General features: G+C 58.7%; 16 protein-coding genes and 1 tRNA gene. 13 read left to right on the forward strand and 4 right to left on the reverse strand.

What is annotated here, in order from left to right:
• The first annotated feature begins 44 nt into the window (after positions 1–44).
• From hemH to E7002_RS04490, 7 genes are all read left to right on the forward strand, one after another.
• Complete coding sequence (gene hemH / locus E7002_RS04460) at positions 45–1088, forward strand: ferrochelatase (RefSeq protein ID WP_303727663.1); 1044 nt, start codon at positions 45–47, stop codon at positions 1086–1088.
• A 33-nt stretch (positions 1089–1121) separates the two neighbouring features.
• Positions 1122–2327, forward strand: a complete 1206-nt coding sequence (gene coaBC / locus E7002_RS04465; protein WP_303727664.1) for a bifunctional phosphopantothenoylcysteine decarboxylase/phosphopantothenate--cysteine ligase CoaBC — start codon at positions 1122–1124, stop codon at positions 2325–2327.
• Between the two features lie 97 nt (positions 2328–2424).
• Complete coding sequence (panD, locus tag E7002_RS04470; protein WP_303727665.1) at positions 2425–2817, forward strand: aspartate 1-decarboxylase; 393 nt, start codon at positions 2425–2427, stop codon at positions 2815–2817.
• Positions 2818–2827: 10 nt separating this feature from the next.
• Positions 2828–3673, forward strand: a complete 846-nt coding sequence (gene panC, locus E7002_RS04475; RefSeq protein WP_303727666.1) for a pantoate--beta-alanine ligase — start codon at positions 2828–2830, stop codon at positions 3671–3673.
• Positions 3674–3683: 10 nt separating this feature from the next.
• On the forward strand, positions 3684–4649 hold the full coding sequence (locus E7002_RS04480) for a bile acid:sodium symporter family protein (RefSeq protein WP_303727667.1): 966 nt from the start codon (positions 3684–3686) through the stop codon (positions 4647–4649).
• Positions 4650–4797: 148 nt separating this feature from the next.
• Complete coding sequence (locus E7002_RS04485) at positions 4798–6033, forward strand: dicarboxylate/amino acid:cation symporter (protein ID WP_303727668.1); 1236 nt, start codon at positions 4798–4800, stop codon at positions 6031–6033.
• Positions 6034–6184: 151 nt separating this feature from the next.
• Positions 6185–8377, forward strand: coding sequence for an NlpC/P60 family protein (locus tag E7002_RS04490; protein WP_303727669.1), 2193 nt, complete (start codon positions 6185–6187; stop codon positions 8375–8377).
• 538 nt (positions 8378–8915) lie between these two features.
• Here E7002_RS04490 and E7002_RS04495 read toward each other — a convergent pair.
• A tRNA-Pro gene (locus E7002_RS04495) sits at positions 8916–8992 on the reverse strand.
• Positions 8993–9317: 325 nt separating this feature from the next.
• On the opposite strand from E7002_RS04495, the gene E7002_RS04500 reads away from it, so the two are divergent.
• Positions 9318–11540: a bifunctional diguanylate cyclase/phosphodiesterase gene (locus E7002_RS04500; protein ID WP_303727670.1), complete on the forward strand. Its 2223-nt coding sequence runs from the start codon at positions 9318–9320 to the stop codon at positions 11538–11540.
• A gap of 99 nt (positions 11541–11639) precedes the next feature.
• Positions 11640–13025 carry a bifunctional diguanylate cyclase/phosphodiesterase gene (locus tag E7002_RS04505; protein ID WP_303727671.1) on the forward strand — a complete coding sequence of 462 codons (1386 nt, stop codon included), beginning with the start codon at positions 11640–11642 and terminating at the stop codon, positions 13023–13025.
• Between the two features lie 6 nt (positions 13026–13031).
• Here the strand turns inward: E7002_RS04505 and E7002_RS04510 are convergent, their stop codons facing one another.
• The gene (locus E7002_RS04510) at positions 13032–13937 is read right to left on the reverse strand and encodes a hypothetical protein (protein WP_303727672.1); all 906 of its coding nucleotides are present in this window, start codon (positions 13935–13937) and stop codon (positions 13032–13034) included.
• Positions 13938–14087: 150 nt separating this feature from the next.
• Between E7002_RS04510 and E7002_RS04515 the strand changes: the two genes are divergently transcribed.
• Positions 14088–14696 (forward strand): 5-formyltetrahydrofolate cyclo-ligase, encoded by a 609-nt coding sequence (locus E7002_RS04515; protein ID WP_303727673.1) that lies wholly within the window; start codon positions 14088–14090, stop codon positions 14694–14696.
• Positions 14697–14771: 75 nt separating this feature from the next.
• On the opposite strand, the gene E7002_RS04520 is transcribed toward E7002_RS04515, so the two are convergent.
• Both E7002_RS04520 and E7002_RS04525 read right to left on the reverse strand, forming a co-directional pair.
• Positions 14772–15731: a hypothetical protein gene (locus E7002_RS04520; protein ID WP_303727674.1), complete on the reverse strand. Its 960-nt coding sequence runs from the start codon at positions 15729–15731 to the stop codon at positions 14772–14774.
• 83 nt (positions 15732–15814) lie between these two features.
• Entirely contained in the window at positions 15815–16540 is a 726-nt protein-coding gene (locus E7002_RS04525; protein ID WP_303727675.1) for an acyl-[acyl-carrier-protein] thioesterase, read from the reverse strand.
• Positions 16541–16805: 265 nt separating this feature from the next.
• Between E7002_RS04525 and E7002_RS04530 the strand changes: the two genes are divergently transcribed.
• Genes E7002_RS04530 through srtB form a run of 3 tightly spaced genes read left to right on the forward strand, consistent with a single transcriptional unit; the run spans position 16806 to position 20236 of the window.
• Positions 16806–18818 (forward strand): hypothetical protein, encoded by a 2013-nt coding sequence (locus E7002_RS04530; RefSeq protein WP_303727676.1) that lies wholly within the window; start codon positions 16806–16808, stop codon positions 18816–18818.
• Between the two features lie 13 nt (positions 18819–18831).
• Entirely contained in the window at positions 18832–19488 is a 657-nt protein-coding gene (locus E7002_RS04535; RefSeq protein WP_303727677.1) for a SpaA isopeptide-forming pilin-related protein, read from the forward strand.
• A 31-nt stretch (positions 19489–19519) separates the two neighbouring features.
• Positions 19520–20236 carry a class B sortase gene (srtB, locus tag E7002_RS04540; RefSeq protein WP_303727678.1) on the forward strand — a complete coding sequence of 239 codons (717 nt, stop codon included), beginning with the start codon at positions 19520–19522 and terminating at the stop codon, positions 20234–20236.
• Positions 20237–20272: the final 36 nt, after the last annotated feature.

Consider the following 20272-nt stretch of genomic DNA (forward strand, 5'->3'; position numbering starts at 1 on the left):
CAGGCAAGCCTAACTCTTACGCGCTTGGCGCAGATTGGACTGGAATGAAAACAGGAATCATTATTGCCAACACGGGATCGCCCGCCTCTCCCGAACCAGATGCCATCGAATCGTATTTGCGCGAGTTCCTTATGGACGATCGCATCTGCCAGATGCCGCGCCCGCTTTGGAAGTGGCTCGTCTTCCGCCATATTTTGCCCAAGCGCAAGTTCACATCGGCTGAACGCTATCGCTTCATTTGGAACGAGAATGGCTCGCCTCTCATCTACCTGCAGGAACGCCTGGCCAAGGCCGTAGGGGAGGAGCTGGCCGCCGGCGGCGATGACGTTATGGTGCGTAGTGCCATGTCGTATGGCCAGCCCGGCATTGCCAGCGTGCTGCGCGAGATGCGCGACGCTGACGTGGAGCGCTTGGTACTGCTGCCGCTGTACCCGCAGAGCGCCTATTCGCCCACGCTTGCCGTGATCGACGCGTTCAACCGCGCCCGCAAGGAAGTCGGCTGGCGTCCGCCGTGCTGCATCATCGACAACTACCACGATAACGCCCTCTACATCGACGAAATCGCCCGCCGCATTCGCGATCTGGGCTTCGACGCCGCTTCGGGCGATCGCCTGATGCTGTCGTTCCACGCCATTCCGCTGAAGGACGAACGCGCGGGTGACACGTACCGTACGCAGACGCGCGAAACGGCGCGCCTGGTGGCCGAACGTTTGGGCATCGACCCCGCGAGTGTTACCGTGTCGTACCAGAGCGTCTTCGGCCACAACCCCAAGGCCTGGGCGTCTCCGCTGTCGCTTGACGTGTTGGAAAGCTGGCGCAGCCAGGACTTCCGCGTGTTCTTCGCATGCCCGGGGTTTGCCATTGACTGTCTGGAGACCATGTACGATATCCCGCAGGAAATGGTTCCCGCGCTCGAGGGGGCGGGGGCGAAGCCGGCGAAATCTGCCATCGATGGCTCCATTTCGAATGCCCTGAACACGAACGGCCGCTTTGTGTGGGTTCCGTGTCTCAACGATAGCCAGGAGCACGTTCGCATTATTGCCGATGTGCTTCGCCGTAATATAGGGAAAAGCGCGTTTGGCGATTAGGTACGCTCGCGCGAACGAGTAGAAAGCATTCAGATGGGTTCAGAGCAGAAGACCGTCCTGGTTGGCGTTACGGGCGGCATTGCAGCGTATAAGGCCTGTGAGATCGTTCGAGGTCTGCAGAACGCTGGCGTGCGCGTGAGGGTCGTCATGACCGAGCACGCAACCAGGTTCGTGACCCCGCTTACCTTCCGCGCACTTACGCACGAAGAAGTGGGCGTCGAGATGTTTACCGAGGGTGGTGACCCCATTCCTCACATCAGCCTTGCCGAGGAAGCCGACCTCTTCCTCATTGCGCCGTGCACGGTGAACGTGGTTGCCAAGCTGGCCAACGGCATTGCCGACGACCTGCTCACGTCCACGGCTATCGCATGCTCGTGCCCCATCATTGTCGCCCCTTCGGCGAACGTGAACATGTACACCAGCCCGGCAAACTTGAACAACATGGCCATTCTGGAAATGCGTGGCTACCAGATCATCGAGGCGCAGGAGGGCTATCTGGCCTGCGGTTACGTGGGTCGCGGCAAGTTGGCTCCCGTCGACGATATCGTGGCGCGCACTCTTACGACGCTGGGCATTTCTGGCGACATGAAGGGCATGAACCTCATGATCACCGCGGGCCCCACCATCGAGCCCATCGATCCGGTGCGCTACATCACCAACTTCAGCAGCGGCAAGACGGGTTATTCGCTTGCTACGGCCGCTGCCAAGCGTGGTGCCAACGTCACGATCGTTTCCGGCCCCGTTGCCGTCGATGCGCCTGAGGGCGTCACCGTGGTGCCCGTGCGTACCGCGCGCGAGATGCGCGACGCCGTGGCCGAGGTGTTCCCTACGTGCGACCTGGCCATTTTCGCTGCGGCTGTGGCCGATTTGCGCCCGGAAAACGAAGCTGACCACAAGCTGAAGAAGGGCCTCGACGACGCGGCGCTTTCCACCATCCGCCTGGCGGAAAACCCCGACATCCTTTCCGAGATGGGCCATGCGAAGGGCGACCAGGTGGTCGTGGGCTTCGCTGCGGAAACGCACGACGTGGTGCCCAACGCGCGCAAGAAGCTGCTGGCGAAGAACGCCGACATGATCATTGCCAATCAGGTGGGCAATGGCTTGGCGTTCGGTACCGAGGGCAACGAGATCTGGATGGTTACCGAAGACGGTGACGAGCACGTTCCGTATATGCTCAAGGCCGAATTGGCCGACATCGTGCTCGATAAGACTCTGTCGCTTATGCATGGGCGGGAGTAGTTCCCCGCAATACCCCGCATAAATTAAATCTATTTGTTCCTCCTGGTTCCTCCTGATAGCATCCTTTAGCACGTCAGAGGGATCAGGAGGATTTGTTTTGCTAACCACCATGCTACATGGGAAAATTCACCGCGCCCGCGTGACGCAGGCCGAGCTGGATTACATCGGCAGCATCACTATCGATGCCGATTTGCTCGACGCTGCGGGCATTCGCGAATACGAGCGCGTGGAAATCGCGAACGTGGAACGTGGCGACCGCTTCGCCACCTATACCATTGCCGGCGAACGGGGGAGCGGCGTCATTTGCGTGAACGGCGCAGCCGCCCACTGTGCCAACGTGGGCAATCACGTGATCATCATGGCCTATGCCCAGATGGACGAAGAAGAGGCCGCCTCCGCGAAGCCGCATGTCGTGTTCGTGGATGGGTTCAATCATGCGTCCCGTATCACCCGATACGAAGCGCATGGCCGTTTGGAAGACTTGGCATAGAGGGGGAGCCATGCAAGTTATTACTACCATTTCCGAAGCGAAGCGCGTGCTGCGCGCTCTGAAACGCGAGGGAAAGACCATTGGCCTCGTGCCCACCATGGGCTACCTGCACGAGGGGCATGCAAGTCTCATCGAACGTGCCGTTGCTCAGAACGACGTTGCCGTCGTGAGCGTGTTTTTGAACCCCACGCAGTTCGCCGAGGGCGAGGACCTGGACGCCTATCCGCGCGACTTCGAAGCCGATTGCGCCCTGTGCGAGCGCCTGGGTGCTGCGTACGTATTCCATCCCGAGCCCAGCGAGATGTACCACGATGCGCATGCGTTCGTGAACATCGACTACCTGTCCTCTACGCTGGAAGGTGCCGCGCGACCCATTCACTTCCGTGGCGTGTGTACCGTGGTGTCCAAGCTGTTCAACATTGTGCAGCCCGACCGCGCCTACTTCGGCCAGAAGGACGCCCAGCAGCTTGCCATCATCCGCAAGATGGTCGACGACCTGAACTTCGACGTGCAGGTCGTGGGGTGTCCCATCGTGCGCGAGAGCGATGGCCTGGCGAAGTCGTCGCGCAACACGTACCTTTCCGACGAGGAGCGCAAGGCGGCCACGGTGCTCAGCCGTTCGGTGTTCCGCGGCCAGGAGATTGCGCACGACGGAATGCCCGCAAGCGAGCTCGTGGGCGAGATGCTGCATGTGCTAGCCGAGGAGCCGCGTGCTAACGTGGAATACGTCTGCGTGAACGACGCCATCGACATGCAGCCGCTCGACGCGCTCGACACTGAGGCGTTGGTCTCCATGGCCGTGCGCATTGGCTCTACGCGCCTTATCGACAATTTCGTGTACCAGCCCGCAAAGTAAAGGGGATATCATGCGAGCTCTTTCAACCATTGGCAGTGTTCTTACGCGCTACGTGGCGCTTATTATCATCGCGCTTTCCGCGCTTGCGTTCGTGGTGCCCCAGGCGTTCGTGTGGGCCACGGGCTACACCACCATCTTCCTGGGTATCATCATGTTCGGCATGGGCCTGACCATCAAGCCTTCCGACTTCAAGGTCGTGTTCACGCATCCGAAGGAAGTGCTCATTGGCGCGGTGGCACAGTACACCATCATGCCGCTGGCTGCCTGGGCGCTGGCTACGGTGCTGCAGCTGCCTTCGGACATCGCCATTGGCGTCATTCTGCTGGGTTGCTGCCCTGGTGGCACGGCTAGCAACGTGATTACCTACATCGCCAAGGGCGACGTGCCCCTGTCGGTGGGTATGACCATCGTCTCCACGCTCCTGGCTCCGCTCGTAACGCCCGTGCTCGTGTATGCGCTGGCCGGCGCCTGGGTCGAGGTCTCCATCGTGGCGATGTTCGTTTCCGTGGTGCAGGTCGTTCTGCTACCCGTGATCGCCGGCCTGGTGGTAAGCGCCTTCGCGCATCGCGCCGTGCAGACGGTTCAGCCCATTCTGCCCGTCATCTCGGTGTTCGCCATCGCCTTCATCGTTGCCGGCATCACGGCCGCCAACACAACCAAGATCCTGGAGAGCGGCGCTCTCGTTCTGGCCGTGGTTGTTCTGCATAACGCCATTGGCATGGGCGTGGGCTACGCTATCGCGCGCCTCTTCAAGATGGACTACGCGAAGACCACCGCGCTCGCCATCGAGGTAGGTATGCAGAACAGCGGTCTTTCCGTAAGCCTGGCCGCCGCCAATTTCGCGGCGAATCCGCTGGCCACGCTGCCGGGCGCGATCTTTAGCGTGTGGCACAACATCGCGGGCAGCGTCTTCGCGAGCGTGCGTTGCCGCGAGGGCAAGCAGGTGGCTACTGCCGCATCTTCCGCACGTGCGTAGCGCCTAGCTGGTAGGTAGGCCTAACTTTTTTGATGCCGCTGGCACCCCAGCGGCATTTTTCTGCTCTGAACAGTGCAAAAAACGGTATAGTAGGGCGCTGTTAGGGAAATGCGCGAGAAGGGTTTCGCGCGTTCAGGAAAGGATACCAATGAAGAGAGTAGTTACCAGCTTGCCCTTCATTTTGCTCGTGGCCGTGGTCGTGGGCATTCTGGTGGGCCTGGTTGCAACCGAGCAGGTGATGCTCGTCATCGTTACGGTGAAGTACATCCTCAACCAGCTCATCATGTTCTGCGTGCCGCTGATCATCATCGGCTTCATCGCGCCGTCCATCACGAAGCTGGGCAGCAACGTGTCACGCGTGCTCGGGTTCGCCATCCTCATTTCGTACGTGAGCTCCATTGGCGCTGCGTTCTTCAGCACGGCTTCCGGCTATGCCATCATTCCGCAGCTGTCCATCGTCACCGATCCCGCGGGTCTGCGCGACCTGCCCGACGTGCCCTTCCAGTTGGACATTCCGCAGATCATGAGCGTCATGAGCGCGCTGGTGTTCTCCATCATCATCGGCCTTGCCTCGGTGTGGACGAAGGCGAAGGCCATCCCGCAGATTCTCGATGAGTTCCAGCGCATCGTGCTGGCCGTGGTAACGAAGGTCATCATTCCCGTGCTGCCCGTGTTCATCGCCTGTACCTTTTGCGGTCTGGCGTACGAAGGCGCCATCACCCAGCAGCTGCCCGTATTCATCGTGGTCGTGCTCATCGTCATCCTGGGCCATTACATCTGGCTGGCCGTGCTCTACGGCATCGCCGGTGCGTATTCCGGCAAGAATCCGCTGCAGGTCATTCGCCATTACGGCCCTGCATACCTTACCGCCATTGGCACCATGAGCTCCGCTGCCACGCTGGCCGTAGCGCTGCAGTGCGCGGGCAAGGCCAAGCCGCTGCGCAAGGATATGGTCAGCTTCGGCATTCCGCTGTTCGCGAACATCCATCTGTGCGGTTCGGTGCTCACCGAGGTGTTCTTCGTCATGACCATTTCGAAGATGCTCTACGGCGCCATGCCCAGCGTGACCACCATGATTCTGTTCTGCCTGCTGCTCGGCATCTTCGCCATTGGCGCTCCGGGCGTGCCGGGTGGTACCGTTATGGCTTCCTTGGGCCTGATCACGGGCGTCATTGGCTTCGACGCCACGGGTACCGCGCTGGTGCTCACCATCTTCGCGCTGCAGGATAGCTTCGGCACCGCCTGCAATGTCACGGGCGACGGTGCGCTGTCGCTCATCATGACGGGGTACGTGGAGCGACACGGCATCCAGGCCGAGGAAGCGCCCGAAACGCGCGAGCTTTTCAATGTGGAAGACGAGCGCGTGCCTCTGCAGAACGCCTAGCCTCTGCCACATATCGTATGGTCAACGGGAAGGGTTCGCCCTTCCCGTTTTTGTTATTCATCTGGTACTATTTCTGTAGGTCAAAGGGTCTAGGGGTGGCCGAGCCGCAGATGGTGCGTGTGCGGAGCGTGCTTCCCGTTTGGAGGTTCCGATGGGAAAGAGGCTTTTCGGGTCTTTCATGTCCGCGCGTGTTGCCGCTGCGCTTTGCCTGGCTGCGCTGCTGGCTGTGGGTGGTTTCGCCATTCACGCGCATGCCGATGGCGACGCGCTCGAGGCGCAGTCTACTTCGGTGATCTACCTGCCCGATGTGACGCAGAAAAAGTCTACGGCCGCGTATTGGGTGGCGAAGCAGACGGATGCCACCGATGTCCTGGCCGATCGCGCTACCATCGATGCGCTGAATACAGCGGCGGTAGAGGCTAGCAATACGCACCTGCAGCCCTTGAAGACCATGGATGCGTCCTATCTTACCGCCGAGCGTCAGCAGGCCCTTGCGGCGGCTGCGCGTAGCGAGCTGGAAAACGACTTCGTCGGCAAGGCCTACAACGAGGATTGGTCGACCTTCACTCAGGCTGACGTGGAAGACATTATGGCCGTGTATCCCACCGATGGCGCGGCTCCTGCCATTGCCAGCCCGTATGGCGTTGTAACCACCCACACCACGTTGCGTGGGTATCCCACCAATCGCCCGCTCATGATGACGTATGGCGACGCCGACGATGACAACCTGTACCTGAGCGCGCTGCGCGTGAACGAGCCCGTGGTGGTGCGCGCCGTCTCCACCGATGGCCTTTTCTACTTCTGCACTGCATCGTGCATGGATGGCGGCTGGGTTCCCGCGTCCGACGTTGCCATCTGCGCCAGCAAGACCGAGTGGCTGGGCGCGTGGGACATCCCGGAGGGCCAGGAGCTGGTAGTCACCGGTTACAAGGTGCGCACCGAGCAGTCGAACGTTACGTCGAATACCGCCAATAGGCTGCTGTACATGGGTACCGTGCTTGAGCGCATCGACTGGGAAGATGCGAGCGTGCTCGTGGGCACGCGCTCGGCGTACAACAACCACGTCTGCTACCTGCCCGTACGCAACGCTGACGGCACGTACTCGAAGGAAGCGTGCCTCATTGCCGAATCCGAGCCGGTAAGCGAGGGCTACCTGCCCCTTACGCGCGAGAACATCGCCAACGTTGCCTTCAATTCGCTGGGTGAGATGTATGGCTGGGGAGGCATGCTTGAGGCGAACGACTGCTCGGGCTACGTGCGCGACGTGTACAAGTGCTTTGGGCTCGAGCTGGCGCGCAATACTACGTGGCAGCGTAATATGCCGGTGCGTTCGTACGATCTTTCCGGTTTGGACGATGCGCACAAGGCGGCGGCCCTTCGTCAGATGCCCTTGGGGACCGTGCTGTTCATGCCCGGTCACGAGATGATGTACCTGGGCGATGCCGACGGCCATGAGTATGTCATCAGCTCCGCCGGCTCTATCGGCAACCTGTTTGGCGATTCGGGAACTACGCAGGTGAAGGGTGTGTTGGTTAATTCCCTCGACATCATCCGAGGCAATCGGACCACCTGGCTTAGCAACCTTGCCATGGCGAACATGCCTTACGTGTCCTCTTCAGAGCCCGCATTGAGCTTGTATGACGTTGCGTTCTACGACTCGGCGGTTACGGCGCTCGATGCGTCCTATCCGTATAGCGGTTCGCCCATAACGCCGCTTGTGGAAATCCCCGGCCTTGATGCGGGCACCGATTACGAAGTGACGTACGCGGATAACGTCGAGCCGGGAATTGCCACGGTTACCATTACGGGTATGGGCTCCTATACAGGCACGGTAAAGCGTACGTTCGAGATTACCGCACCTGACGTGGCGCCTACGTACGATATGGTCTCCGGCGATGGCGCTACCTGGCAAAAGGGGAGTGACGAGGCGCTCGTGTTCAAGGTGGAGCGCTCGGGCGATACCGCAGCCACGTTTTCGCATTTCACGGGCATTTCCATTGACGGGGTAGAGGTTGATTCGTCTCGCTATACCGCCGAAAGCGGCAGCGTGGTGCTTACTCTGCCCGCGGACTTGCTCGAAACGCTCGATACGGGTGAGCATGCGCTAGCCGTAACGTTCGACGATGGCACCTCTTCGGCTTCATTTACCGTGGAGGAGGCGGCTGCAAGCTCCTCGAGCATGACGACGAGCACGTACCATCCTGCATCGAAGACGTATGCGTCGAGCATGCCGAAGACGAGCGATCCCTTCATCGGCTTTCTGCCGCTGGCCATGGTGATCATCTGCGCCGCTGCGATTGGCGTCGTGGCCTTCGTGCGCATGCGCAAACAGCGCAAGGACTAGGGGTCGCTAGCTCTCTTTGGAAACCCAATAGCAGCTGAGGGTTTCCGGCATCATGCCGTACAGCAGGTCGGCTGCCTAGGTGACAAGGGGACGTACCTTCTGTCACCCTCGAACACCGGAGAGGTGACAGAAGGTACGTCCCCGCGTCAGGGTTGTAACTGTAGTGTTGTTGCGGCCCTGGATTTTTTGGCGTGCTCGAATGGGCACTCCTATGAGAAATGAGCAAAATCGCAGGTCTATTTAGCAAAAATGTAACCGTTTACACGTAGATTCCTGTGATTTCGCCTTTTCGGTGGGGCAAACGGGTTCATCTCATACTTCTGGGACGGCGTAATCCCAGGTCGTGATTTTCAATTCGAGCGCTTGTGGTCTCGCGGGCGTGTAAACAGTTACATTTCTTACATTATGACGGCCTGATTTGCTCATTTTTCTGCGTAGGCGGGTTTTGGGCGTTAGCGCCGTGTTTGCTGCGCGCGTGAGAGTGAGCTAGGGACGCAAAAAGCGGGTCAGAAGAAACCTTCTGACCCGCTTGTTTAGCTGGTCGGGTTGACAGGATTTGAACCTGCGACCCCTTGACCCCCAGTCAAGTGCGCTACCAAACTGCGCCACAACCCGAAAGTGTTTGCTGCTCAAGCAGCGAAAAGTATATTAGCCGTAACCGCGCGCCAAATCAACCCCGAATTATTCTGTGGTCACAATCTGCACATTCTTGCATGCGTGTCACGTGTAATGCGGCTTTTGCTGCATCTTGGTAAACACATTTCGAACGAATCGTGTGTATCCCGTTCTCTTCAAACTATAATGATACCGTGGGTGTTACAATTCTAGTTCGCTTGGGGGCGGAAGCGTCCGTTTGGTTTGGGGCATGATAGCGTTTTTGGTTATTTCATTCGCAATGATTGCGGCTATTCTCGCGTGCGCGCGTATAGCCCATCGTTCCGTGCGCCCTATTTCCTACGACATGGAGCGTCTGCTTGGGTATGTGCTGTTGCCCGTTCTGGGCGATGTCATCATGGTCATGGCGCCCAGCGAGCCTTTGGCGATGTTTGGTGCCCTGCTGTTCTTCGCGGGCACTGACTGGATGCTCCTGGAGCTGGTTAACTTCATTGCCGTGTATTGCTCCAGCCAGTTTCGCGGCACCATCTGGGCATTTCTGTTTGCAGCAATGGCCACGGTGGACACGGTGGCCATTCTTTCCAACATTTTCACGGGTATCGTGTTCAGATTCGAGCCTACCGCGTTCATACCGTGGATGGGCTCATTCATTCTTATTCCCCAGCCGTGGCTTCTCGTGCATCAATGCATCACGCTGCTCATGTTCTTGGCGGCCGTGATTTTGCTGCTTGGCAAGGCCATCTCGGTTCCTGCGGTCTACTCCGAGCGCTATGTGGTCATGCTCATAGCCGTGTTAGCGTCGGTTGGCACTGACATCTATTACCTTTCCACCGATACGCCGCTTGGTTTTTCGTTCGTTGCCTACACCATCTGCGCGTTGCTGGGATTCTTCTTCGCCATCGTCTATAAGCCCTTTTTCGTGATCGACCGCTTGCTTTCGCGTGTGGTCTCGGAATTCGGTGAGGTCATCGCCGTGTTTGACGGCGATGCGAATTGCTTGTTTGTGAACGATGCGGCACACGAGCAGTTCGGCTTGGATCAGAATGACCTGCATTCCGGCAACGCCCTCTTTGCGCGTTTCCTAGGTGAGGGTAGTTCGTATGTGGTCGAGCACGAGCGCGATGCCTACGATAGCCTGAATGGCGTTCAACGGTATTTCCGCGTGAGCTATCGCGTCATCGCCGACAAGAAGCAGCGGGTCGTGGGTGGGTATCTTATCGTGTATGACCAGACGGAATACGAGGAGAGTCTGATAGAGGAGCGCAAGGCTACCGAGGAAGCCCAGTTCCGCGCCGACCACGATAGCCTGACGGGCTTGTATCGCAAGCACAAGTTCTGCGAGGAGGTCGAGCGGCTACTTAAGGAAAATCCCAACGTGAATTACGCCATCGCCGTTTCGAACGTCAAGGACTTCAGCCTCATCAACGATATCTACGGCTCGCGGGAGGGCGACGATCTGCTCGTGCGCATTGCCACCGCCTTGCGCGAGAAAGCCAACCCGGGAACGCTGTACGCGCGACTTGCCTCCGACCATTTCGCAGTGTGCTTCGATCGCGACCGCGTTTCCTATCGGATGTTTATCGACTTGCCCGACCAGGTTGCATACGTCAACGCCGACCGCCTGTTCCCCGTGGTCGTGCATGTGGGCCTGTACGAGGTGGCCGACCGTTCGCTTTCCGTGCCCATCATGATCGACCGCGCCATGCGCGCTGCCAAGTCCATTGGCTCGGAATACGCGCACGAGCGGCGTCTGGCCATCTACGACGACGCCATGCGCGACGAATTGCTGTGGTCGAAGAAGGTCATCGGCGCGTTCGACCGCGCCATGAGCGAGCACCAGATCCGACCGTACGTGCAGCCCCAGGTGGATGCCGACGGCGTCGTGAGGGGAGGCGAGGCGCTTGCGCGGTGGATTCACCCGGAGTGGGGCGAGCTGCGTCCCGACAAGTTCATCCCCATCTTCGAGCGCAATGGCATGATCGTGCAGCTCGACAAGCACATTTGGGAAGAGGCGTGCCGCATCCTGCGCGATTGGTCGAACCGCGGCATCAACAAGTACGTGGCCGTGAACATCTCGCCGCGCGACTTCTTCTTCATCGACGTGGCCCAGACATTCATCGACCTCGTGGAGGCGTATGGCGTGAAGCCGCATGCACTGCATTTGGAAATTACCGAGGCCGTTGTGATGGAAAAGGGCGTTGCCACCATGTCTGCCTTGGATCGCCTGCGCAAGGCGGGATTCGTGGTAGAGATGGACGACTTTGGCAGCGGCTACTCTTCGCTGGGCATGCTGAAGGACATGCCCGTCGACGTGCTGAAGATTGACATGGCGTTTCTCTCTCGCGCGAAGGACCCCGAACGAGCGCGCAAGATCCTGGAAAGCGTCATTGCACTTTCCGAGAGCCTGGGCATGCCCTGCATCGTCGAGGGCGTGGAAACGTCCGAGCAATATGATGTGCTTCGCAGCATGGGATGCGGGCTTTTCCAGGGATACTATTTCGCTCGGCCCATGCCGTTCCCCGATTTCGAGAAGAAATACCTCGATTAAGCTATTTCATTTCCGATATGTAGTAAAATTCATTTTCACCAAATGGTCAGCATCGAATGCGCCCTAAATGCCCCCTACGCCATTGGTCGGAGTTGATTCATGAGCAAATTGAGCAGTGTCTCCTTGTCGGCAGGCATTCGCCGTTCTGTGTCTCATTCCGTCACCTCTACGCGCGTAAAGGTCAAGAAGCATCTTCTCGAGCGTTTGGATGCCGACACACTCTATGGTTCCACGCACGACGAGCTTACGGGCTTGTATAACAGGCGAATGTTCTGCGCGAAAGCGCGCGAATTGCTCGATGCCAATCCAGACGAGCACTATTGCCTGCTCGTGTCGAACGTGCACGACTTCAAAATGGTCAACGACGTGTATGGGCGAAACGGGGGAGATAAACTCCTTATGCGCATAGCCACGGCCTTGCGTTTCTACAAGACCGACGGCATGGTCTATGGCCGTGTGGGCGCCGACAAGTTTTGCGCCCTTATTCGTGAAGACGATTTCGACCGAGATATGCTCGAGGCCTCCACGAATCACATTATCAGGCTCGATAGGAACACGTACTATCCCATCTTGGTTCACATTGGCGTATATGTCGTTGAGGATAAGTCGCTGCCGGTTGAAACCATGATCGATCGCGCGCATATGGCCATCGATGGCTGCGGCTCGAATGCCAATCGGCGCGTGCGCATCTTCGACAACAGCGTGCGCGAGAAGCGCGTGTGGACGCATTCCATTATCGGCTCGCTCGAGGACGCGCTTCATGGCGGCGATATCATGCCGTACCTTCAGCCCCAGGTAGACGAAGCAGGCACTATCCTTGGCGCCGAATTGCTCGTCCGTTGGAATCATCGCGATCGTGGCTTCCTTCCGCCTTCCGAATTCGTTCCCGTTCTGGAATACAGTGGCCTCATTACGAAGGTAGACGACCTCATGTGGGAACAGGCCTGCCGTATGCTGGGCGTATGGCAGATGCAGGGAAGGAACGACCTAACGCTTTCGGTGAATATCTCGGCGAAGGACTTCCTGTTCACTGACGTGCGCAAGCGCTTGGTGAGCTTGGTGAATCGCTATGGCGTCGACCCGTCGCGCCTGCGCTTGGAGATCACGGAAACGGCTATGATGACCGACATCGACAGCCGCCTGCTCGATATCAAGGGGCTGCAGGCTGAGGGCTTCGTGGTGGAAATGGATGATTTCGGCAGCGCGTATTCGTCGCTCAACATGCTGCGCGAGATTCCCGTGGACGTGCTGAAGATCGACATGCTGTTCCTGCGCGAGGCCACCGAGCACGAACGCGCTCGCATCATTCTGCAGTCGGTCATCGACCTTTCGCGCAAGCTGCACATCAGCGCCATCACGGAAGGCGTGGAAACGCTCGAGCAGTTCGAGATGCTCAAGCAGATGGGATGCAAGATGTTCCAGGGTTTCTACTTCGCAAAGCCCATGCCCGTGTCCAACTTCGAGATTTTGTGCGGGCTTGCGTAGTTGCCGTTATTCCACGGTGATGGCGCCCTGTAGCTTCGTTTCGCGATAGCCTTCGTAATTCGTGTCGTTAATCTGCACGTGCGCGTGATTCCCCGGATCGTCCTCGCTCGTGTATTCGCTGAGCTGGACTCCGCTGATGCTGCTGATGTCGCGCACGTAGGAAATCTGCGTGGTTCCCGCTACTACCTTGTCGCCCGCCTTCACTAGGGGGTCGGTGGTGTGGATGACCACCACGTCGAGCTCGGGGTGCCCTTCGGGCTGGATGTGAATCTCGATGTCGGTGAGCTGCTCGAAGAGCTGGTATTCCGTGACGAGCACGACGGTTCCCGTAACGGGGGCGTAGACGGGCGTTCCCGCCACGGCGCCCGAGTCGATGGACGTGTCGATGTTGGTGGATGCGGTTGTGCGCCACGCGTGCACGGTGTCGGCGTCGACCCAGGTACCGCTATTCTGCGCATGGTTCACGCGTAGGTAGTGCTCGTTGTAGGCGGTTTCGCCGTCGGCCTTCGGAAGCTCGGTGTACATTTGCAGCGCGTATGCGTACGAGGCCTGGTGGAATATGACGGCGGTAAGGTCGGCCGTGCGGATGGGGCAGTAGATGGGAATGTCGTCGTATGCCGCCACTTGATAGGTAGCGGGCGTGGTGGCCTCGGCCTGGCTTTCGGTGCTGCCGCCCGAGGCGTTCGCGTTCGAGGTGGCCGTGGTACTGTTGCTGGTTTCGGTTGCCTGCGTGCTGCTGGATTTCTGCTGCGCCGCTTGGATGCGCGCGACGTTGGGCAGGGCCCAGAAGTAGATGGCGCTTCCTGCCGCAGCCAGGGCGACGAGCAGTGCGAGGGCGATTGCGATGCCCTTGCCAATGCGCTTTCCAGTGTGCTTTTCCGGCTTGATTGGTTGTTTAGCGTGCTTTGCCAATGCCTGCTCTTACGTGCTTGTTTTGTAAGGTCAACGGCATTTTATCATTAGGCAGCTACGCTTTGGTAACAATGGTTTTCCGATATCCGCGAGCGGTTTTCCATTAGGTAGAGTTGCCGTGGAAGGTATACCCGACGAGAGCTGGTTTCCATGATTGCCGAAGTAAGCTACGAAACGGTTGCGAGCGAAAAGCGCACGCAACGTCAGGCGCTCATCGATCGCCGTGATGCGCTCGATCCCGTCAGCCGAGCTGCCATCGATGCGGAAATTGCGCAACGGCTTTTCCAGCAGCCCGAATTCATGATCGCTCGCACGGTCTTCTCCTTCTATTCCGTGGGCAGCGAAGTCGACACACACGTCATCATCGAGCGTGCGCTTTCTCTGGGGAAGATGGTCGCCCTTCCGCGTTGCGTTCCCGGTTCGCGCACCATGGAGTGGTACGCCATCGATTCGCTCGAAGGCCTTGTTCCCTCTTCGTATGGCATTCCCGAGCCCGCTCCCGTTGTGGGGCGTCTGGTCGATCCCGCTTCTTGCGTCGATTCTCTTTGCATCGTGCCGGGCCTTGCGTTCGACACACGAGGCTATCGCCTGGGTTATGGCGGTGGCTATTACGACATCTTCCTGTCCACGTTCCCCGGCTTTGCCCTGGGTCTGTGTCGCGAAAGCCATATGGCATCCGAAAGCATCGCCCGCGAGAGCTTCGATCGCCCCGTGTCGGCGGTGCTCACCGAAGCGCGCATGATCCGCGCAAGCTGGTAGCATCGAAGCACGAATACCATGCAATGAAAAGGGCGACTGCAAACGCAGTCGCCCTTCTGCGTGATGGGGAATGGTTTACCTGCGCTTGTAGCGCGTGGCGCGGGCTGCGCCTATCTTGCGGATGGCCCCTTCGTCCTGCATCTTCTGCAGGATGCGTTCGACGGTCTTCTGGCTCATGGACGGGTTCGCGTCCATGATGGCGCGCTTGGTAACGGGTTCTTCGATCTGGTCGAAGTAGGCGCGGATGCGCGCTTCGTTGCTTACGCGCTTGCCCATGCGCTGCAGGTATTCGGTCTGCGTTTCGTAGCACGCCAGCAGCGTTTCCAGCATGCGAATGGCGTACGTTTCGTCGCCCGCATGCTCCTTGCTCTTCTTCGCGGCATTGCCGAGCTTGCGCTTGTTGCTTTCTAGCGCGACGTCGAGCGAGACATGCAGGCCAACCGTGTAGCCTTCCTGGCACAGCAGCAGCAGGAGCAGCAGGTTGGCGCACGACGTGTTGTAGCGGTCGAAGGGGGCAATGCTGGTGAAGGCACGATAGAACACGAAGATGCTCTGCATGGGGATGCCGTCCTTCGAGCGCTTCGCAGCCTGGTATTCGCGGCAGAGGTCGCGGATTGCCGCGGGAGTTTCTGTTTCGTCCTTCCATTCGCCGGTGTCTTCCGCCTTCTCGTACCAGAGCATGTCGCGATGGAGCTGCTGGATGGTGCCCGGGGAAAGGCGGATGGAGGCGTAGCGTTGTTCGATGAGGCCCCAGACGTAGAGATAGCCCATGGCGAATCTCTCGGCGGGGGATTGCGGTTCGGCTTCTTCGCGCGCCAGGCAGCGCAGGCGCGTGTCGCCGATGGTCATGCCCTCCATGCGCGTGGCGGCAAGGGCGCTCTGGAACATGGTTGCCTCGCGGTAGTCGTCGAGTGCTTCGGGGTTACGCGCGCATGCGAGCTCCTCGGCGCCGCGGTGCTCGTGGATGGTGCAGAGCTTGAGCAGGATGGCGGGAGAGAAGGCGATACCTTCGGGTTGTTGCGTTACGCTGTCCATTGCATTCTCCTCAACTCTTTAATTATGACTAGGAAACTAGAACTACACCAAGACTAACAAAACGACTAGGGTATAAACGTAATCTATGCATAATCTACCTTGATGCTGCAGGCGATATCGTCGGTATCCTTACGCACTTCAATGCAGGCGCCCGCTTCGTCTTGGTGCGTGAATACGCGCAGCGTTTCGTCCTTGCGAACCTCGTGTCGGAAGTCGGCCTGGAACGCAACGATGGGGCGCCCCATCGTATCGTCGAGCGCGTCGATGGCGTATGTGGCGTAGCGCGCGTTGTTTACGTGAGCGTTCACGTCTACGTCGGTGCGTCCTGGCGTGATGGTGCGCGCGCATAACGCTTGAGCGGGAAGAGGCTTTAGCTTCCGGATGCGCCCCTCGATGGCCCGGTCTTCGCTGAAGTCGTTCGATCCTTCGTAGATATCGGCTACCGAAACGAACGAACGCTCTTTCGCGTCCATGACGACCCATTCCGAAGCTGCGGAGAGCAGCAGGTTGCCATCTTGGTCATGTATGGTCCAATCGCGGTGAAACGAGAAGCGCGAGGGGGAGTGCGGCCACGTGCGCACCGAGACCACGGAATGGCGCTTGGGCTCTTGGTGCACCACGTACTTCATGCGCACGATTGCCCAGAATACGCCCTTGTCATGCATGGCGTTATATCCAATGCCCATGTCTTCCGCCTGCACGGTGGCAAGGTCCTGCAGGATGTCGAGCACGGCGGCTGGATGCAGATGGCCGAAGCGGTCGAAATCGGTGAGTCGCAGGCGATAATTCAGGGTCATTCCAATAGGCATGTAGAGCGTTCTCCTTCTTTCCGCTTGCCGATTTGGACAAATGCCAAATGGCTGTGTGAGCTGTGAAATATATTTTAGCCACTTTTCTAGAACTGAACAAGTTTTACGATTTTTGTGCATAGTGTGATACTTATGTGGTCTGAAAAGGGTCATTATCTGCTCAAACGAGGAATTTCTACCCATGCCTTTCGCATGCTGTTGTAAAGTGAGAGCTCACGTAATTACGACTGGTGGCGCGGCGTTCGCGCAATGTGAAAGGCACTGAATGACTCTGGTTAGAAGGCTCTTAGCAACGGTTGCATTCGCGGCTTTGTTCGCTGCTTCCGTTTTCGCAACTGGGCAGGCGTATGCCCAGGATGGCCTTTCGGTGAGTGGTGCCGATTCCTATGTCACGCAGGGCTCCGTGCCCGTTCTTTCCGTTTCCGGTACTGCGGGCGATGTCTTATATGTCGAAGCCGTTTGCGATGGCAAGACCGTCGTGAGCCACCTGAAGCAGACGCTCGTTTCCAGCGAAGAAGCGGGAATCGTGGATCTTGATATCGAATCGTACGAGTCTTCGTATACGGTTCGCGCTTATGCCGATCGCGAACAGACGCAGCTGCTGTACGAGGGAACCACATATCCCGTATACGCCACGTTCGATGGTGGCGAGCCGCAGCTTATTGCGCTGCGCACCCTTTCCGATTCCGAAGCGCGCGTGTTTACGCCCCAGGAGAGTATGTACGTCGATGGCGTTTCGTATCGCCTTGCGCGTACCGCTTCTGGCCAGGTGAAGGTGAACACGGCGAGTGGTGCTCTGGAATACGCCTACGAGTCGTATTCCGTGCAGGGTTCCGTAGATGGCTCCATTAGCTATGTGGATGCCGAGACGGGCGAGACGGTTGCCACGCAGGGCATCGTGGGCATTCAGTCGGGCGAGACGCGTACCGTTTCCGTTCCCTCGGCCATTGTGGGTGACGATGGTTCGGTCTATCGCGTCATCTTCTTTGGCAGCGCGGTTTCCGCTTCCAATCCCGGTCAGCGCGACTTCGTGGTTTCGTGCCGCAAGATTGCCGAGGCAGGCGAGTTTCTGGGCGGCTACTACGTTGCCACCATCAATCTGGTCGATGCGGGCACGAAGGCCGTATTGGCGTCCGACTACGTGACCGTCACGGGCTCGTACGCCTATACCGCGCCTCAGGTTATGTATCTGCAATCGCAGGATGCCTCGGTTTCGTATGCGTTTGCCGGCGGCGATGCTGCAACGTCGGCGAAGCTCACCGACAACGTGCTCATGCTTGATGCACAGCTGGATGGGGTTACCACGGGTTCGGCCACGTACACTCTCTACTACCAGCAGCAGGAATCCGATGCCGGGTCGGTGCAGGTTACCTTCAACCTCATAGACTCCTCGAAGCGCACGAGCGATGATTCTCGCGTGCTGGGCCAGCAAACCGCTATTGCCTACAAGGGCGGGGAAGCGGTCGAGCCCCCGTCGAGCTATACCGCCAGCGACGGCACGACGTATGCGCTTGCGGGAAGCGTTTCCCTGTATGCCTACACCTACGATTCGGGCGAGAACCCCGTTGTTGACGTCTACTATCTGCCCGATGGCTACGTGACACCAAGCGAGTACCAGGTTACGGTGAACTACGTCAACGTCATCGATGGCTCCGTCATTTGCAGCAAGGAATACACGTCGAGTCTCGGCGATGAGGAAAACTTGGAAATCACGACCGAGGCGTCCTTTACGCAGGACGGCTCGGAATGGATTCGTCTCGACGGGCAGGAAGATCCCATCAGCCACAACTTCTTCTCGATGCAGACGACGTATACGGTCTACTATCGCAACGCTAACGACGCGCTGTCTGCGGGCACTGTCGTGAATCGTCTGCGCGTGCAGTACGACGCGGGCTCTGGCTCCGGTGGATCTGCGTCGGCTTCCTCGGTTACCTCTTCTATCGGCTCGGCCGATGAGAGTGGCCAGCTTTCCAGCGCAAACAACTACAACGTTATTTCGGGCGCATCTGGTTCGCTCATTACTAACGAAGAGGGGAATGATAGCGAGTCCGAGCGCATTGAAGAGGACGCCTCGCCGCTCGCCTCTGGCGCCCAGGCGGACGTCTTCACCACGATTACCGAATACGCGCCCTTTGGCGCAGGCATAGCCATTGGTCTTGCGATCATCGTCGCGTTTCTGCTGCTGCTCGCCAGGGCGCGCAGGAAGGGCGACGACGATGATGACGACGGCCCCAGCGGCGGGTCTCCGGCGCTCGCCTCTTCTGGGCAGGTGGCATAGGATGGAGCAGCAGATGAAGGTTCATGCGATTGCGCTCGTTCGTCGCGCGCTTGGTGCTTTCGCCGCGGCCGTGGCTTGCGCCTTGTGCATCGTTTCGCTTCCAGCTTTGGCGCATGCCGAAACCGTGGACGCTCCCGTGGTCGTTTCCGACGATGCTACGCATCTTTCGGTGGCCAAGCTCGATGTTGACACGCACGACTGGGTCGTGGGCGCGCAGATGGCCATCATCAATGCCGAGACGGGCGAGGTCGTGGCCGATTGGACGACGGCTGAATCCGTCTATCACGTAAGCAAGAAGCTCGACGTGAACGTACATTACATCCTGCGCGAGGTCTCTGCCCCCGAGGGGTATTCCAAGGCCGATGACGTGGTCTTCTACGTGAAGCCCTCCGAGGAAGAGGGCATCGAAATCGTTTCGGGCACCAGCGATGGCAACTCCGAACTGGTGCAGTCGTACCAGGTGAACGTGTATGACAAGTCGGGTTACACCGAGCAGGTGGTCACCGTCTCCAGCGACGCGGATGGCAGCAGTAGCCCCTCGTCGCAGTCGTTGGTCGTGGCCCCCAAGACGGGCGACGAGACGCCCCTGAGCCTCGTCGCGGCGCTCGCCGCGGTGGGTGTGGCGCTCATCATTGTGCTCGGCTTGGTCAAGAAGACGAAGTTGCGCTAGGTCGAAGGTTACGGGAAGGAAGCTCATTCGCATGACGGCAAAGCAATCCATACGACGGGGAATCACGATCGCCCAGATCGTGTTAGCCGCGTGCGTGCTTGCCGCTTGCGCCTGGCTTGCATGGAAGTGGATGGGCTATACCCAGGCGAACGGCGTGTACGAGCAATTGCGCGAATCGTATGCGGCCGAGGTTGATTCCATCGACTTCGCTACGCTTTCCGCCGATTACCCCGGTGCCGTGGCATGGATTACCGTCGACGGGCTCGACGCCATTAACTACCCCGTCATGCAGGCATCTGACAACGATTACTACCTGTCGTTCGATGCAACGGGCGCATCTTCCGTGGATGGCGCCGTCTTCCTGGACTATCGCAACGAATCCATTACCAATGATCTGCATGCTATTGTCTATGCACATAATATGGCCGACGACAGTATGTTCGGAACCCTTTCGAGCTTTCTTGACCAGGATTTCTACCAGTCCTCTGGCGGCATGTTCACCGTGTATACCGCGGAAGGCACCTTCCGCTACCAGGTGTTTGCCGTGCAGGTTGTCGACCCTTCCGATGATGCCTACATGGTGGGCTTCACCGACAAGGACGTGTTCGACGCCTACGTCCAGCAGCTTGCCGCTTCCTCGGTGTACGACACTGGCGTCACGGTTACTGGAAACGATCAGATTGTCACTCTTAGCACCTGCTCGAGCTCGAATAGGCTCATCGTAAGTGCCAAGCGCGTTGCAGGGTAGGTGTTCTTCGAAAGGTGGAGATGATACAGACGTTGT

Origin of the sequence: Denitrobacterium detoxificans, from assembly GCF_015062615.1 — a bacterium.
Classification (GTDB): Bacteria; Actinomycetota; Coriobacteriia; order Coriobacteriales; family Eggerthellaceae; genus Denitrobacterium; species Denitrobacterium detoxificans_A.